The organism is Acidimicrobiales bacterium (assembly GCA_041394265.1).
Taxonomy (GTDB): Bacteria; Actinomycetota; Acidimicrobiia; order Acidimicrobiales; family SZUA-35; genus JBBQUN01.
Map to the genome: position 1 here is coordinate 3,899,656 of JAWKIO010000005.1, position 16,379 is coordinate 3,916,034.

Consider the following 16,379-nt stretch of genomic DNA (forward strand, 5'->3'; position numbering starts at 1 on the left):
AGCTACGGGTTGGGTTTCTCGGCGGAGCCGTGTGGGCGTAGGGTGGCATCACTGAGCAGTGCCTGCGGGCGGCGAGCCTCCGGCCAGGTGCTTCGCTGCCAGCTCGACGGCGTCGACGATGCCGATGTAGCCGGTGCAGCGGCAGAGATTGCCGGACAGCTCGTGACGGATCGTCGCGCGGTCCGGGTTGGGCCGTTGCTGCAGGAGGTGGACGGCGGTGAGGACGAACCCCGGCGTGCAGAAGCCGCACTGTAGACCGTGGCAGGCGGTGAACGCTTCTTGCACCGGGTGCAGCGTGCCGTCGGAGTCGGCGAGGCCCTCGATGGTGGTGATCGCAGCACCGTCGAGTTGCATGGCGAACACGAGACAGGAACGAACCGGCTCGCCGTCGAGCAGCACAGTGCAGGCACCGCAGACGCCATGTTCACATCCCAGGTGGGTGCCGGTGAGACCAAGCTGCTCCCGCAGGACGTCGCCGAGGGTGTGCCTCGGCTCCACGAGCGTCGTGCGCCGGCGGCCATTGACCTCGATCGTGACCGGCACGGCGGTCGGGCGGTCGTTGTCGATCATGCGTCGCTCCGATCGTCGTCGTTCAGACCGGCGAGCGCCTGCTCGGCCGCTCGTCGGGTGAGTTCCGCGGCCATGGCGATGCGATAGTCGACCCCGGCATGAAGGTCGTCGTACGCCGTGAGCCTGCTGCCGACGATCGCAGCAACCTCGACAGGATCGACGCCGGCGGCCAGGGCCTGCTCGGCGTCGGTCACCCGCACCGGTGTCGAGTCGACGCCGCCGATCACGACGCGCCAGCCGCTGCTGAGCTCGCTGACGCAGGCGAGCACCAACGCGAAGTCGCCGCTGCGGCGGGCCAGCTCGCCGAAGCCCCAGCGATGGGGAACCTCGAGGTCGACATGGGTGAGCACCTCGTCGTCGGCGACGGCCGTCTCGAGCATGCCTTCGAAGAAGTCGTCGACGGCGAGTCGCCGAGTACCACCGGGCCCGCTGGTGTGGATCGTGGCGTCGGAGGCCAGCGCGAGCGCCGGACACTCGGCGTTCGGGTCGGCGTGGGCAATGCTGCCGCCGAGTGTGCCCCGCGTCCGGATGGCGGTGTGACCGACCCACCCGGCCAGATGCGCCGCCATCGGGTGAAGGGATTGCCGCTGCAGGTGGGCATGACGGGTCATGGCGCCGAACCGAGCGATGGGTCGGCCGTCGTCGAGCGCCTCGGCCGTCCGCAGATCGGCGAGCCCGTTGAGGTCGATGAGGACCGTGGGCTGGGCGAGGCGCATCGACAGCAACGGCACGAGGCTCTGCCCCCCGGCGAGCAACTTGCCCTCGCCGTCGGAAGCAGCGAGGACGGCGACGGCGTCGTCGATCGACGCGGCCCGGTGGTAGTCGAACGGTGCCGGCTTCATGACGGGCCTCCGGTCGTCGCCGGGACCGTTCGCAGCGCATTCCAGAGTCGCTCCGGGGTGAGCGGGAGGTGATCGATCTCGACGCCGACGGCGTCGGCCACGGCGCTGGCGAGGACGGCCGCTGGCCCGAGCGTGCCGCCTTCGCCGACGCCTCGCACTCCGGTCGGGTTGTCGGCGGGTCGCTCGATGTGGCCGATCTCGAGCTCGGGGATCTCGGCCGAGGTCGGCATCAGGTAGTCGAGCAGGGTGCCGGTGCGGAGGTTGCCGTCGTCGTCGTAGACCAGGTGCTCGTACTGGGCGCCACCGATGCCTTGGGCGATCGAGCCGGCGATCTGTCCCTCGACGATCTGAGGATGCACGGCACGACCGGCGTCCTCGACACAGATCCAACGAAGGATCGTCAGCTCGCCGGTCGCTGGCTCGATCTCGACGGCAGCAAGCTGGACCCCGGCGGCGAACGCACCCATCACCGGGTCGAAGAAGCGGGTGGCATCGAGGCCGGGTTCGAACCCGGCGGGGAGCCGGTTGGATTCGAGGTAGGCGACGCGGGCGACATCGGCCAGCGTGCCGACCGGTTCGGGCGACCCGGCAACGTGGAACTGGCCGCGCTCGAGTCGCAGATCCGTGACCGACGCCTCATAGAGTTCGGCCGCAAGCCGGATCGAGGCATCCCTGACCGCCTCACCGGCCAGGCTCGCCGCCCCGCCGGCGATGACGGCCTGGCGAGACGAGAAGGCACCGAACCCCCACAGCGACTGGTCGGTGTCGCCGTAGCGCACCTCGACGTCTTCGTATGGGACACCGACGGCGTCGGCGACGACCTGCGCCAGGGTGGTCTCCAGCCCCTGACCTTGTGACGTGACGCCGGAGAGCACGAGGACCTTGCCGTCAGGATTGACTCGCACGGTGCAGGCCTCGTGCCCGGTGCGGAACGGCATGCGCGGTCCGGCCGAGGCAGCGCGGCCCAGCCCGGTGAGCTCGTTGTAGCAGGCGATCCCGATGCCGATCGGGCGTCCACCGTGGAGCCGGCGTCGAAGCTGCTCGGCCCGGAGGTCGGCGAGCCCCAGCCGTTCGACGCACTGGTCGAGGCACTCGGCATAGTGCCCGGTGTCGTCGATCAAGCGAGTCGGCATGCGGTACGGCACGTCGTCGGGGCCGATGAGGTTGATGCGTCGGATGTCGATCGGGTCGATCCCGAGTGCTCGTGCGCCGGAGTCGAGCAGACACTCCATGGCGTAGACCGTGGCCGGTCGTGCCACCCCGCGGTACGGGCCCGAGGGTGCAGTGTTGGTGGCCACGCCACGCACCGTGCAGCGGTAGTGCTCGAGCTTGTAGGGACCCGACAGCAGACCGCCCGCCATCAGTGCCTCGATGCCGGCGGTCCACGGATACACCGAGTACGCGCCGACGTTGCACCAGGCGTCGCCGCGGATACCGACAAGCCGACCGTCGGCGTCGAAGCCCGCCTCGAGTTCGTAGCGGTGGTCGCGAGCAGCAGTGGCCGAGGCGAGGTGTTCGCTGCGGTCCTCGACCCACTTGAGTGGCGTACCGGGCAACGATCTGGCCATCAGGCAGAGCGCGAGGTCTTCGGGATAGAGCACGGCCTTGGTGCCGAAGCCTCCGCCCACGTCGGCAGCGATGACTCGCACCCGGGACTCCGGGATGTCAAGGAGTTCGGCCAGCATGTTGCGGACCAGGTGAGGGATCTGGGTGCCGGACCAGAAGGTGAGCTGGCCGTCTGTCGGGCCGCCCTCCCACAGCGCCACGCCGGCCCGTCCCTCCATCGGGTTGCCCCCGTGCCGGTTGGTCACGAGCTCACGCCGCACGACGACCGCCGCTCCGGCGAGCGCGTCATCGACGGCTCCGGCCTCGAACGTGCGGGAGAGCAAGACGTTGTCGCTTGCGTCGTCATGCACTGGGTGTGCCGGCGCGTTCCATGCCCGGACCGTCACGGGCAGCGGCTCGTAGTCGATCACGACCGACTCGGCGGCGTCTTCGGCCTGGTACCGGTCATCGGCAACAACGGCAGCGACCGCCTCACCGGCGAACCGCACCTTGCCGCGAGCCAGCGGGGGTTGCTCGGTCTCGACGTAGCCGGGAAGTGCCGATTGCGCCCGCAGGCCGAGCTCGAAGCCCGGCGACGCCGAGGTGAACACCGGGTGCTGGTCGAGGTCGAGGTCGCCGGTGTCGATGTTCGTGACCGCTGCGTGAGCGAAGGGGCTCCGAACGAACGCCACGTGGCGTAGGCGGGGGAGCTGGAGGTCGGACACGAAGCGACCCCGCCCGGTGAGGAGGCGCTGATCCTCCTTGCGGCGGGGGCTCGTCCCCATCGTCGGTGTGTCGCCGGTCGTGTGCGTCATCACATCATCGAGTAGCCGCCGTTGACGGAGATCACCTGACCAGTGGTCCACGACGACAGCGGGGAGGCGAGGAGGAGGATCATGGGGACGACATCGTCGGGGCGCCCGAGTCGGCGCAGGGGATAGGCGGCAAGGATCTTCTTCATCCGTTCGTCGTCGGCATCGCCCGTGTGGGCGTCGAGGTTGTCGGTCTGCACGAGCGCGATCGACACGGCGTTCGCCCGGATGTTGTGGCGGGCGAGTTCCTTGGCGAGCGACTTGGTGAGGCCCACCGTCGACGACCGAGTGGTGGCGGTGACGAGCAGTCGGGATTCGCCGACGCGTCCCGAGTCGCCCATGAGGTTGATGATGGCGCCACCGCCGTTGGCAGCCATCTGTTGGCCGACCACATGACAGATGCGGAGGGTGCCCGCAACGGTGACGTCGATCTGAGGCGCCCAGTCGTCCTCAGTCGACTCGAAGAACGGTTTGGACTGGGTGGCCGCCGCGTTGTTGATCAACACACCGATCGGCCCGAGTTCGGACTCGACCGTTGCCGCCGCCGCCTCGACGGCTGCTCGATCACGAAGGTCGGCGCCCACCGCGATCGCCTGGCCGCCGTTGGCGGCGACCTCGGCCGCAGCCTCCTCGGCCCCCGTCGATGACGAGTGGTAGTGGAAGGCCACTCGCGCGCCTTCGTTGGCGAAGGCCATGCCGATGGCTCGACCGAGCCCTTGACCGGCGCCGGTGACGAGGACGGTGGTGTCGTTGAGTTGGAGTTCCATGGTGAGCTTTCGTTGGATGGGTGATGCTGGACGGTTCGGGTGTCGCGCTCGCCGCTACGAGTCCGTGCCGAGTCGCTGGACGAGCTCGAAGCGCTTGGTCTTGCCCGATCCGGTTCGAGGAATGACGTCGGTGGTGTACACCTCGGCCGGGACCTTGAACGACGTCAACTGACCGGCGACGGCAGCACGGATGGCTTCGGGATCGATGGTCGCACCTGCTTCGGGAACGACGAAGGCCACCGGGACCTCGCCCAACTGCGGGTGCGGCGCGCCGACAATGGCGGCATCGGCGACCCCGGGGGCGAGCAGGATGGCTGCTTCGACTTCCGCCGGATAGATGTTCTCGCCGCCCCGGATGATCAGCTCCTTGATCCGTCCGCTGATGGTCAGGAAGCCGTTGGCGTCTCGGCGAGCGAGGTCGCCGGTGTGGTACCAGCCGTCGGTGAGCGCCGCAGCGGTCGCCTCCGGGTTGTCGTAGTACCCCTGCATCACGCCCGGCCCCGAGACCCAGACCTCGCCGTCGGTGCCAGCGCCGACGTCGTGCCCGGTGGCCGGATCGACGAGGCGGACACCGACGCCGGTCACGGCGAAGCCGCAGGATCCGGGGATCCGGGAGCTGTTCGGCCAGTTCATCGTCACCATGGTGGAGGTCTCGGTGATCCCGTAGCCATCGAGGAGGGTGACGCCGAACCGTTCCTCGAACGCTTGATTGACCGAGCCCGGCATGACCGCACCGGCGGTGACGCAGCGAGTCAGGCCGGGCAGGGACTCGGCCTCGGTCCCGGCGTTCAGCAGATACTGGAACATGGTCGGAACACCGGCCAGCACGGTGAACATGCCCGAACGGAGATGGTCGAGGGTGGCGTCGGTGGTGAACCGCGGCATGAGGTGGGCGCTGGCGCCGGTGGCGACGACACCGAGGACGCTCAGGTCGAGCGCATACGAGTGGAAGAGCGGGAGCGGGCTGAGCAGGCGGTCGTCGGGGCCGAGGCCGAGAATCGGCGACCAGCAGGTGGCGACCACCCAGAGCAGGCTGCGCTGGGTGAGCATCACGCCCTTGGGGCGGCCGGTGGTGCCAGAGGTGTAGAGCAGGTAGGCGGTGTCGTCGAGGTCGAGGTCGTCGGGTGCCGAAAGGTCGGGATCGGTGTTGGCCAAGCGGTCGTAGTCGACCACCCAGTCGTGGCCGCTCGGCATGGAGGAGGCGACCAGTACACAACGCAGGTTCGGCCTCGAGTCCCGAAGCGACGTCACCATGTCGAGGTGATCGGCGTCGGTGATGACGATCTCGGCTCCGCTGTGGTCGAGCTGGTAGGCAACCTCGGGCTCGGCGGCCGCAGCGTTCACGCACACGGCAACCATGGCGGCACGGGTGAGCGCCAGGTAGCTCTCGGCGACCTCGACACGGTTCGACATGAGGATCAGGCCGCGAGCGCCGCGGGTGCCCGCCATTCCGGCGAGGTGGCCGCCAAGGCGCGCCGTTCGCTTGTCGAGCTCGCCGTACGTCACGGTCGTTGTCGGATCGTCGAAGGCCACGGCGTCAGGGCGCGTCCGGTGATGCCCGGCCAGCAACTCGGGCACGGTGCGAATGAGCTCGGCGCGGATCATACGTTGCCCACCTCGTCGTTCGGGCCTCCGAGCCCGGTCAGGGATCCCGTGTAGCCGACGAGCCGCAGTGCGAACTCGGCGTGCGATGAAGCTGTTGCCTCGGCCGAGAGCGGACCGTCGTCTCGGAACCATCGAGCGATGGCCACACACATTTCGAGGATGCCGAACGACGCCAGCGCCGGTTGGTCGACGTGGAAGTCACCGCTCTTCCTGCCGGCATCGATCAGGTCTCGGATGCCGCGTTCATGAGTGCGGCGGAGCTCGAAGACCTGTGATCGCACCGGCTCGTCGAGCGCGGCGACGTCGGAGTTCACGACGAGTGCCTCGTGACGGTGGGTGGCGTGGCGGTGGGCATAGACCTGCACCGCCGCCGAGAGCTGCGCCGGCGTGTTGCCCTCCACTTCCGGGCGGCGGATGGCCGCTGCGAAGTCGTCGTACACGGCCTGGCTCGTGTCGAGCACGATGTCGGCGAGAAGCGCCTGCTTCGACTCGATGTGGTTGTAGAGGCTGGGGGTGCGGATCTCGAGCCGTGCGGCGATCTCGCTCATCGCCGTGCCGTGGTAGCCCTTCTCGGCGAACAGCTGCAGGGCGACGGTTCGCACGGCGGCCGGGGTGATGTTGGAGCGGTTGCTCATCGCCCCTCGAATCGGGCAGGGCGCTTCTCGTCTCGGGCGCTGAGCCCTTCGGCGAGATCGTCGCTCGACCAGCACGCTTCGAACGCGGCCAGGATCGAGGCGTCGTCGCTGACTCGAGCTCCCTTGGCGACGGCGTCGACCGTCTGCTTGATGTAGCGCAGCGTGAGTGGCGCAAGCGTGGCGAGTTCGGCGGTCAGCGCCAGCGCTGCTTCGAGATCGCCGATCTGGTCGATGAGCCCCGCCACTCGCGAGTCGTCGGCGTCGAGGATCGAGCAGGTGAGGAGGAGTCGTCGTGCTGCGCCGCCGCCGGCCAGCGCGACGAGTCGCTCGATGGTCCACGGATCGACGGCGAGTCCGAGGCGGGCGGTCGGAATCCCGAACGATGCGGTCGGCGCGGCGACTCGGAGATCGGCGGCGATGGCCAGCTGCAGGCCGGCCCCGATGGCGTGACCGTTGACGACGGCCACGATGGGGATTGGGGCGTCGGTGATCGTGTCGAGCATCGTGTGGAGCGCGGCTCGGAACCCGCCGGACGTGACATCGCCGAAATCGGCACCGGAGCAGAACGAGGTGCCGGCGCCGGTGATCGCCAGCGACCGGTCACCGGCAGCGACCCGCTCGGCGACGGCGTTCGCGATCAGCGTGCAATGCTCGGTGTCGAGCGCGTTCCGTCGCTCGGGGCGATCGATGACGACGAGCGATGCAGATGGCGCGCTGTCGCCTGGGCCATCGACGCTGGCGAGGTCGACAGGCTCGGTACGGACGGCCATCTCAGCTCATGACCCACGAGCGTTCGCCCTGCCCGGCAAGGAGCCGGCCGAAGCGGAGGCCGGGGAAGTGCGCGGCGCCGATCGCCACGTTGGCTCCTTCGAGTTCGGCGGCGAGCGCCTCGCGGGTTCGCCGGGCAAGATCCCGGTCGACGTCGAACACGGCCTCCCACTCGTCTTCGGTGAGCTCGGCCGGACAGTGGGCGATGTCGCCGATGAGCATGGCCCGATCGTCACCGTGCGAGACGACGACGATGACCGAGCCCGGCGTGTGGCCGGGAGCGTGGCGGACGTCGATGCCGGGAGCGATCGTGCGGTCGGTGTCGAACAGTTCGAGCTGCGGCTCGACCGGACGAAGCTTGCGCTGTGCGCCGGCGTCGGCGTCGCCGCTCTCGATGAAGTGGTTCCAGTCCGCGGTGTGGCAGCGATAGGTGGCGTTGTCGAACACGACCTCGCCCTTACGAGTCGCCCAGCCGACATGGTCGAAGTGGAGGTGGGTGAAGACGACGTCGGTGATGTCACTCGGCACAAGCCCGGTGGTGGCGAGGCTGTCGAGCATTGCCCCGCCTCGGTACTGCCCGTTGTCGATCATGCCGAGTCCGGCGTCGATCAGGACTCGGCGGTCTCCGGTCACGACCAGGTAGGCGCCCATCGTGAGTTCGAGCTGACCATTGCCGTCGAGCAGGTCGGCGTGTGCGGCCCACACGTCGCCATCGACGCCGGGCTTCGACAGGATCGTGCGTGCGTGCTCGGTGGCCGCCCCATCGACCAAGGAGAAGATCGAAATGTCGCCCACGCGGTGTTCGGGTGCGGTGGCGCTGGATGTCGTCATGGGTCCCCCTCGAGAAGAAGCTACTAACGAACGCTCGTTAGTTTGTGCCCAGCGTCACACCCTGTCAACTCGACGAGAAGCAACGTTGGTGCTGGGAGCCTCGTTTTGATGTCGCCAGCACCAACGTTGCAGTGGTTTCTGATCGTGGCGGTGGGTCAGAGGGCGACGGTCATGCCGCCGTCCACGATCAGCTTCTGGCCGTTGACGTAGGAGGCTTCGTCGGATGCCAGGTAGACCGCAGCGCTCCCGATCTCATCGGGCTCTCCCCAGCGCCCCACGGGCGTCCGGGTGCAGACCATTTGGTTGAAGGTGGGGTCCGCGACGAGTGGGGTGTTGAACTCGGTCGCCACGTAGCCGGGACCGATCGCATTGACCGTGATGCCGTGTGGGCCGAGCTCGACCGCAAGCGCCTTGGTCATCGCCTCGAGCCCACCCTTCGAGGCGACGTAGGCCGGGATGGTCGGCCGGGCCACGGTTCCCATGATCGAGGCGACGTTGAGGATCCGACCCCGCCCGGCTTCCATCATGTGGCGAGCGGCAGCGCGGGCCATGGCAAACGGGGCGTCGAGGTTGACCCGGAGGACGGCGGACCAGTCGGCGTCGGTGAACTCCTCGAGCGGCGCTCGCACGGTGGTGCCGGCGTTGTTGACGAGGATGTCGAGTCGGCCGTGGGTGTCGGCGGTCCGGTCCACGGCAGCGATGGCGGCGTCCAGGTCACCGATGTCGAGGGCCTCGCCGCTCGCTGCGAAGCCTCGGCCGACCAGCTCGCTCACCCGGGCTCGGACCTCGTCGTCGCTGCGGCCGTTGATGACCACGTGCGCTCCCTGCTCGGCCATGGCCTGTGCGATCGCCCACCCGAGCCCCCGGGTCGATCCGGAGATGAACGCCACCTTGTCGTCAAGTCGGAACATGCCCCCATCTTGCCCCACCCACCGCCGCAACTTTGGCGAGCTGAGACCTGTGAGCGGCATCAACTCGCCAAAGTTGCGGTGGATTCGGGGGGTTGCGGTGATGCACGAGCGGATTGATGGGTTGTGCGAGACTGAGCGCGGATGGAGGATCTCGGCGCCCGGTTCGTTGCCGGCGATGAAGGGGCAGTGAGAGAGGTCGTCGCTCGCTACGGCGGTGCGGTGCGCACCGTCGCGCGCTCGATGATCGGTGAGCCCGAGCTCGTGTCCGAGGTCGTACAACAGACCTTCATCAAGGCGTGGAAGGCGTCGTCCATGTTTGATCCCGATCGAGACCTGGCGCCCTGGCTCTACTCGATTGCTCGACGGACGGCGATCGACGTACTGCGTCGAGAGAGCCGGCCGACACAGGGTGGTCACGAGCAGGAGACCGACGTGGCCGTGTCGGCGATCTCGTTCGAACAAACGTGGGAGCGGTTCGAGGTCCGGCGAGCGCTCGACCTGCTGCCGGCACCCGAACGAGAGGTCGTCCGGCTGTCGCACCTCGTCGGCCTTCCTCACACCGAGATCGCCGCTCGGCTCGGCCTGCCGGTCGGCACGGTCAAGTCACGCCTGCACCGTGCCCACGGTCGACTCGCCGTTACCTTGGGGCACCTCGATGATTCGGTGATCCAAAGTGCTGCTTCGAACGTAGAGGGAGGTGAGGACATCAATGACCGACCACTTCCCTGACAGCGACAACACCGAGGATCCCTTCGCCGCGTTCGACGACCCTGAGCTGTTGCGGCTCCTCGCCGACGAGAACACCTGGTCCGACACCGACCCGAACGACGAGGCGATGATCCTCGCGGCGATCGGTGACCTTCTCGCATCCGATGACGGTCCCCGCACAACGGAGGCGTCCATCTCGTCGGAACCGGTGTCTGCGAGCCCTTCGCCTTCGACATCGGAACCATCCGAACGCACTGAGCCGAGGCTTGCACCGGTGGTCGAGCTGTCGCGCTTCCGCCGTTTGGCGCTCCCGGCGCTGGCTGGCGCCGCTGCGGCGTCGGTCGTGTTCGCTGCGCTGACGTTGCGACCGTCGTCCGATCCGTCGCCCGATGCCGAGTTGGCCTTGGCGCCGACCGACCTCGTCCCCGGAGCGGCGGGCAACATCGACGTGTTCGACACGGCCAACGGCACCCGGATCGTCCTCGACGTCAGCGGCCTGCCGCCGGCCGAGCCCGGTCAGTACTACGAGGCCTGGCTCCGGCAGGATCCCGAGGTCGGCGTCAGTGCCGGTACGTTCCATCTGCGTGGCGGCGGCGGCACGATCGAGCTGTGGGCTGGTGTCACCATCGACGACTATCCGCTCTTCACCATCACCGTGCAGGACGAGGCCGACACGACCTCATCGGGCAAGGTGGTCCTCATGGTCCGCCTCGACGACTGACCTTTACCGGTCGTCGTCCAATCGCGCCGCAACTCTGGCGAGTTGACACCTCTGAGCGGCATCAACTCTCCAAAGTTGCGTCGATGGTCTGAGGTGGTGGTGGCAAAAACGACAAGGTGAAAACCACAACGGGGGCCGTGTCGACAGCGTCGACACGGCCCCCGGTTCGCTCCCAGCAAGCGATCTTGGAATCCTCAGTAGCCGTCGTCGGAGCTGGATGCCTCGGCGCCGGCATCGTCTCGAACCAACGAGCCGTCAGGGGCGACGAGGAACCACTCGCCGCCTGATCCCTGACCGTTGCCCTGGCCCGGCTCGGCGTCGCCAGCGAAGCGATAGAGCGGCCACTTGCCGGCCTTGAGCTGGAACCCATCGCCGGCGGCAACCACCGAGAAGATCTCGGCATCGAGGCCGGCGGGGAGGTCAGCCGAGTCGACGAGTAGTGGCGGCCAGGCATTGGCACAGCCATCGGTGCAGGTCGGTTCGCCGGCATCGTCCTTGAGGAAGCCGTAGAGCGACATGCCGGAGCTGTCCACGAGCACGTCTCGACCGTCGACGGCACCGACGGTCATCGCACCGACGCTTGCGTCGGCCGTTCCGGCGCCGGGTGATGCGGCCGCGACCTCGTCCTGGATGAGCCCGCCGTCGGTCCCGGCGACGAACCAGACGTCGCCACTTCCTTGACCGTTGACATCACCCGGCGCGACATCGCCGCCGTAGTAGTACAGCGGCCACTTGCCGGCCACGAGTTGGAGGGATCCGTCGTCTCGGGTGGTGGTGTTGAAGATGCCGCTGTCGAGACCCGGAGCAACGGTCCAGTCGGCACCGACGATCACGGGCGGCCAGGCCTCGGCACAGGTGCCGGTGCACACCGACGCCCCGCCGGTGTCGTTGGTGAAGCCGTGGAGGGTCATGCCGCCCTCGCCGACGAGGATCGATCCGAGCGCAATTTCGCTCGCACTCACGACGACGCCGCTGCTCGCCGCGCTGGCTGACGGTGCTTGCGTGGTGGCGGGTGCCGCCTCGGTGGGTGCCGGAGCGGCAGGTGCTGCGAGTGGTGCCGAGCCGCCGCAGGCGCCGGCGCCGAGTGAGAACGCCATCATTGCGGCGACGACGAGCGCTGGGCGGGTGCCCGGCGTTGGTCGATCGAGTGAGGTGGAACGGATGGTGGGGGTGATCTTGGACATGGTCGTCTTCCTTGGTGCTGGTGCTGGTGCTGGTGCTGGTGGGTCGAGGTCGTAGGTGGCTGGTCAGCCGGCGATCGTGATGGTCGCCGTCATCGATGGGTGGATGGCGCAGAAGAACTCGTAGGTGCCGGGCGTCGTCGGCAGCGTCAGCTGCACCGAGGCGCCGCCATCGATCTGGCCGCTGTTGAACGAGCCATCGACGGCCGTCATGGTGTGTGGCGCGCCATCGGCGTTGGTCACGGTGATCGTCTGCCCGGGGGCGTAGGTGCCGGCGACGGCGAAGGCGAACCCTTCGATGGTCACGTCGGCGCCGGTGGCCGGCGTCGCAGCTGCTCCGTCGTCGGCGGCGGTGTGATCGGCGCCACCGGAATGGCCGCCATCGGCCTCAGCGGTCGCTTGCGCTGAGGCCGGCGCTGCCGTTGGCGCCGACGCCGGACGGAACAAGCTGACGGCGGCGATGCCGCCGGCAAGTGCGCAGATGGCCAGGGTTGCGGTGATTCGGGGTGTCATGGGATTGCCTTTCGCTGGGTTGCTGGGTGCTGGTTTGCTTGTTGCTCTTGGGAGAGAAAGAGATGGCCGTGGTGGCCGCATGGCCGCGTCGAAGCAGGGCTGCCGGCGCCATTCGGTGCTGGCGGGCCGGGCTCGGTCAGGCGGGGCGGGCTGGCGTCACACGCCGGGGAAGCCGACGTTGGTGAAGAACCAGAGCGACGACGTGAACCAGATGGCCGTCAACGTCGCGACGAGAGCTCCACCGAGTAGCGGCAGCCCGAGCGACCCGAGACGTGAGGATCGCAGGGCCAGCATCTTGGTCACGAAGATCCCGTAGAACGCACAACCGAGGAGTGAGTGGACGAGCACTCGAGTCGTCGTCTGCTGGAAACCGAGGGCCCAGAGGCAGTAGTAGGCGACAGGGAGCGTCAGGAGGAACGCCGCCGTGCCGAGCCATCGGTGGGCATGACCGAGCCAGGCGGGTGCACTGCCTGCGCCCGGAAGGCGGCCCCACATCCATGCCGCCGAGAGGGCTTGGCCGAGTCCGAGCACGGCGGCGCCGGTGGCGAACCACGCCTTCATCGGTAGGACGGCGGGAAACCCGAAGGCGGTGATGCCCTGCCCGGTGGGCTGGTGCAGGCGGCCGTACACGCCAAGGCTGATGGCAACGGCGGCGCCGACGGCCATGAGGGGCAGGAGTCCGGCGATGGGACTCGACCCGGCACCGCCGACACTGGAGGTCACGGCGTCGGTCGACGTCGACAGCTCGTTGGGGTGGGTGGTGTATTCGCTCATCGTCTGGGCTCCTGCTTGGAGAGGTCCCACCCGTGGGCATCGGGTGCGGTCGATGAGCAGTACGGCGACGATGCACAAACGGTTCGCGACTCGTCAGAAAAAGATTGACGGGGTCTTGACCGCCAGAGCGCGCGCCGTTGGCGAGTTGTCACCACTGGGCGTATCAACTCGCCAACGTTGCTTGGGGGTTGGGGCTTGGGTCAGGTCAGCGGTGGCAGCGGAGGAGGACCAGGCTCACGCAGACGGCGATGATGCCGCCGAGGACCTGTCCGCCGCGGATCACTCGGTTCACATCGACCGCCGGCTTCCAGCTGAGCGTGCCGTCGCGTAGCTCGTAGACGCCGATGGCGTGGGCGCCGAGACCGAAGCCGCTCCCGAAGCCTCGTCCTCCCTTGTCGGGATCGGTGTCTTCCCCGCCGCCGCCACCGGCACCGCCGGAGATGCGGGCAACGGGAATGATGGTGACGCCTTCCGCCGTGATCGGGTCGCCGAAGACCCGTCCGACCGAGAGCAGATCGCGGGTGCCTCGAAGGTCGTCGAGGATGGAATTCTCGGTGATGTCGATGGTGTCGTTGGTGTGTGTGGTCATGATCGTTCCTGTCCGTTGTGACTGACGAGCGTGTGGCTGACGAGCGGCCGCCCCGTGTCGCTCGAGGTCATCGTGAAACCTCGTCATCCGCCCATATCGGCTTGTCGGTGACGCTGTCGCCGGGTCCGATCTGCTCGGGTCGCAGGTCGACGCCAGCCGATGCGCCGGGGCGTGTCGGCGGCACGGGGAACGCCGGAGTCTCACTGCCACCCTGGTCGAGACGGAACGGCGGGTAGACGTCGGTCATGAGTGCCACGTAGGCGATGGCCCGGTAGATCCAGCGGTTGAACCCGACGATCAGGTCGAACAACGCCTTGGGGTAGCGCCCGTCGAAGAGCAGCACGATGCCGGCGACGAGCACGAGGAGGCCGAGCAGACCACCGCCGGCGGTCATGTCGAAGCGGACGCGGTCACCCTCGGCTGCCAGCCAGCGCACCGATCCCCCGGAGAGCACGGCGACGATGATCAGATGCGGAATGGCGAGCAGCCATTTCACGAAGACGAGACCTCGGGAGAGTCGCTCCGGGTAGTCGATGTCGAACCGGGCATCGTCACCCGGCTCCTCGCGAAGGCTGAACGGCGGATAGTGGTCGGTGCCGATACCACCCGTGCTCGCGTAGTACTCGACTCGCCACGCCCAGCGCAGCACGCCGACATTGAAGTCGAAGATGCCGCGGGGGTAGCGGCCGGTGAAAACGATCGCCACGCCAGCGACCAAGGTCAGCAGCACGAAGGCAACGGACAGGAACGCCAGCACGATGAAGTGTGGAATGGCGAGCAGCCACTTCACCAGCCACTTCCAGCGTGAGAGCTCGGGATCCAGGCGGGCCGTCAAGGTCACCGGATGGAGATGCAGCGGCTCGAGCCCGTGGCTCCCGGGCACTCCCGGCACCCCGGTTTCCACGACGGTCGACGGCTCACTGCGATGGGCACCGAGGGCACCGAAGATGATGAGCCCGACCGCCAGGGCCGTCGTCAGAGCACCGGCGGTCATCATGATCACGGCGAGAGGCAGCACGAAGGCGGCCTTGGCGCCGACATTCAGATCGGCGATGACACCCGGGCTGCCATCGGCGTTCATGAGCACGGCCGCCCACGTCCCGCTCGTGGCCTCCCAGGTGAGTTCGGCGTCGCCCGACCCCGTCGCTGTCGCCTCCCAGAAGGTCTGATCGATCGGAGGAGCAATGGCAAGGGTGCCGGGTTGCGTGCGGTAGACCGGCGCGGCCGAGTCGGTGATGTCGGTCACCTCGTCATGGGCGACACCGGCCAGGTAGGCGTCGACGTCGGCCTGACGAGCGATACCGATGAACAGCGTGCGTTCGTTGGTATTGGTGACTCGGAGCCGAACGTCGGCGTCGAGCGCATCGAGGACCCAGTCGGGGGAACCGGGGTCGGCGGCGAACGTGATGTCGTCTGCCGTGATCGCAACCGTGTCGGTTGCGAACCGATCGAGAGTGGTGTCGAAGTAGCCGTCGTCACCGCGTCCGAAGGCGTAGCCCAGGCCCAGTGCGCCGCCCCCGAGGAGCACTGCGATGGCCGGGATCACCAAGAGACAACCGATGACGAGAGCCACGATCCGTCCTGGACGCATGGCAGTCTCCTTGTGCATGGTTGGTCGTCAGCTCGATTGTCCGTCGAGCGGTCGCCGGCCCCCAAGGGTCCAACGGCTCTCGGCCATGATCCAGCGGCAACTTTGGCGAGTTGACACCGGTGAGCGGAACGAAGTCTCCAAAGTTGCTGGGGGAGTGCGGGGTAGTGTCGGTGGGGGATCGATCGGCGAAGGATCAGGAGACGCGATTGGCAGCGGGACCGCAGACGGAGAGCGTGATCGAGGTCGCCGGCACCATCCTGCACACCGGGGTCTGGGGCGCCGGAGCGCCCCAACTGGTGCTGTTGCACGACGGACTCGGGTCCATTGCGCAGTGGCGCGAGTTCCCCGCCGACCTCGCAGCGGCGACCGGTCTCACCGTGCTGGCGTACGACCGTGCCGGCCACGGGCGATCGACACCGACGCCGTCGGGTGGTTGGCCGGCGGACTGGCTCGCCCGCGAAGCCGACGTCCTCGGCGAACTGCTACGGGTCGTGGGGATCGACGACCCGGTGCTCGTCGGTCACTCGGACGGCGGGTCCATCGCTGCGATCCACGCGTCGCGTTCGTCCAGGACGGCGCCGCTGGTGTTGTTGGCGGCCCACAGCTGGATGGAACCGATCATCGCCGAGTCGATCGAGGCGTCGCTCCCGAATCGCGATGACCTCGTGGCGCGACTGGCGAGATTCCATGACCAACCCGATGCCCTGTTCGACGCCTGGTCGCTGGTCTGGACGAGCTCGGCATTTGCCGACTGGGACATGCGGCCCTCCCTGTCGAGCATCGTCTGCCCGACCCTCGTCGTTCAGGGCGTCGACGACGAGTACGCCTCACCCGAGCACGCCTCCTCGACGGCGGCCGCCATTGGCGAGAACGCGGCGGTCGCCTTCCTTCCCGACGCCGGCCACCTCCTCCATCGATCCCAACCGAAACGCCTGGTCGAGGTGGTCGCGGACTTCATCAACGCTCAGCGCTCGTCCGACCCGACATCCGAGACGCCCGAGATCTGAGCCCCCGGA

At 68.1% G+C, this 16,379-nt stretch carries 17 protein-coding genes; 3 read left to right on the forward strand and 14 right to left on the reverse strand.

Features of this window, described 5'->3' with window-relative positions; translation table 11 throughout:
* Window positions 1-48: 48 nt before the first annotated feature.
* The 9 genes from R2733_18825 to R2733_18865 form a co-directional block, all read right to left on the reverse strand.
* Window positions 49-570 carry a (2Fe-2S)-binding protein gene (locus R2733_18825; protein MEZ5378566.1) on the reverse strand — a complete coding sequence of 174 codons (522 nt, stop codon included), beginning with the start codon at window positions 568-570 and terminating at the stop codon, window positions 49-51.
* On the reverse strand, window positions 567-1,412 hold the full coding sequence (locus R2733_18830) for an FAD binding domain-containing protein (protein MEZ5378567.1): 846 nt from the start codon (window positions 1,410-1,412) through the stop codon (window positions 567-569). Before R2733_18830 ends, R2733_18825 begins: the two co-directional genes overlap by 4 nt.
* Window positions 1,409-3,772, reverse strand: coding sequence for a xanthine dehydrogenase family protein molybdopterin-binding subunit (locus tag R2733_18835; GenBank protein MEZ5378568.1), 2,364 nt, complete (start codon window positions 3,770-3,772; stop codon window positions 1,409-1,411). The genes R2733_18830 and R2733_18835 overlap by 4 nt, the downstream gene beginning before the upstream one ends.
* Entirely contained in the window at window positions 3,772-4,536 is a 765-nt protein-coding gene (locus tag R2733_18840) for an SDR family oxidoreductase (GenBank protein MEZ5378569.1), read from the reverse strand. The genes R2733_18835 and R2733_18840 overlap by 1 nt, the downstream gene beginning before the upstream one ends.
* 54 nt (window positions 4,537-4,590) lie before the next feature.
* Window positions 4,591-6,141, reverse strand: coding sequence for a class I adenylate-forming enzyme family protein (locus R2733_18845; GenBank protein ID MEZ5378570.1), 1,551 nt, complete (start codon window positions 6,139-6,141; stop codon window positions 4,591-4,593).
* Window positions 6,138-6,776, reverse strand: coding sequence for a TetR/AcrR family transcriptional regulator (locus R2733_18850; protein ID MEZ5378571.1), 639 nt, complete (start codon window positions 6,774-6,776; stop codon window positions 6,138-6,140). Before R2733_18850 ends, R2733_18845 begins: the two co-directional genes overlap by 4 nt.
* The gene (locus R2733_18855; protein ID MEZ5378572.1) at window positions 6,773-7,546 is read right to left on the reverse strand and encodes an enoyl-CoA hydratase; all 774 of its coding nucleotides are present in this window, start codon (window positions 7,544-7,546) and stop codon (window positions 6,773-6,775) included. Before R2733_18855 ends, R2733_18850 begins: the two co-directional genes overlap by 4 nt.
* 1 nt (window position 7,547) lies before the next feature.
* Complete coding sequence (locus tag R2733_18860; GenBank protein MEZ5378573.1) at window positions 7,548-8,375, reverse strand: MBL fold metallo-hydrolase; 828 nt, start codon at window positions 8,373-8,375, stop codon at window positions 7,548-7,550.
* 155 nt (window positions 8,376-8,530) lie between these two features.
* Window positions 8,531-9,286 (reverse strand): SDR family oxidoreductase, encoded by a 756-nt coding sequence (locus R2733_18865; protein MEZ5378574.1) that lies wholly within the window; start codon window positions 9,284-9,286, stop codon window positions 8,531-8,533.
* A gap of 141 nt (window positions 9,287-9,427) precedes the next feature.
* Between R2733_18865 and R2733_18870 the strand changes: the two genes are divergently transcribed.
* Window positions 9,428-10,015, forward strand: a complete 588-nt coding sequence (locus tag R2733_18870; GenBank protein ID MEZ5378575.1) for a sigma-70 family RNA polymerase sigma factor — start codon at window positions 9,428-9,430, stop codon at window positions 10,013-10,015.
* Complete coding sequence (locus R2733_18875; protein ID MEZ5378576.1) at window positions 9,996-10,715, forward strand: anti-sigma factor; 720 nt, start codon at window positions 9,996-9,998, stop codon at window positions 10,713-10,715. Before R2733_18870 ends, R2733_18875 begins: the two co-directional genes overlap by 20 nt.
* 194 nt (window positions 10,716-10,909) lie before the next feature.
* Here R2733_18875 and R2733_18880 read toward each other — a convergent pair whose 3' ends face one another.
* The 5 genes from R2733_18880 to R2733_18900 form a co-directional block, all read right to left on the reverse strand.
* On the reverse strand, window positions 10,910-11,899 hold the full coding sequence (locus tag R2733_18880; protein ID MEZ5378577.1) for a hypothetical protein: 990 nt from the start codon (window positions 11,897-11,899) through the stop codon (window positions 10,910-10,912).
* A gap of 63 nt (window positions 11,900-11,962) precedes the next feature.
* On the reverse strand, window positions 11,963-12,409 hold the full coding sequence (locus R2733_18885; GenBank protein ID MEZ5378578.1) for a cupredoxin domain-containing protein: 447 nt from the start codon (window positions 12,407-12,409) through the stop codon (window positions 11,963-11,965).
* A 156-nt stretch (window positions 12,410-12,565) separates the two neighbouring features.
* The gene (locus tag R2733_18890; protein MEZ5378579.1) at window positions 12,566-13,183 is read right to left on the reverse strand and encodes a DUF6529 family protein; all 618 of its coding nucleotides are present in this window, start codon (window positions 13,181-13,183) and stop codon (window positions 12,566-12,568) included.
* 205 nt (window positions 13,184-13,388) lie between these two features.
* Complete coding sequence (locus R2733_18895; protein ID MEZ5378580.1) at window positions 13,389-13,772, reverse strand: spore germination protein GerW family protein; 384 nt, start codon at window positions 13,770-13,772, stop codon at window positions 13,389-13,391.
* Window positions 13,773-13,839: 67 nt separating this feature from the next.
* The gene (locus tag R2733_18900; GenBank protein ID MEZ5378581.1) at window positions 13,840-15,363 is read right to left on the reverse strand and encodes a DUF4389 domain-containing protein; all 1,524 of its coding nucleotides are present in this window, start codon (window positions 15,361-15,363) and stop codon (window positions 13,840-13,842) included.
* 206 nt (window positions 15,364-15,569) lie between these two features.
* On the opposite strand from R2733_18900, the gene R2733_18905 reads away from it, so the two are divergent.
* Entirely contained in the window at window positions 15,570-16,370 is an 801-nt protein-coding gene (locus R2733_18905; GenBank protein MEZ5378582.1) for an alpha/beta hydrolase, read from the forward strand.
* The last annotated feature ends 9 nt before the right edge of the window (window positions 16,371-16,379 follow it).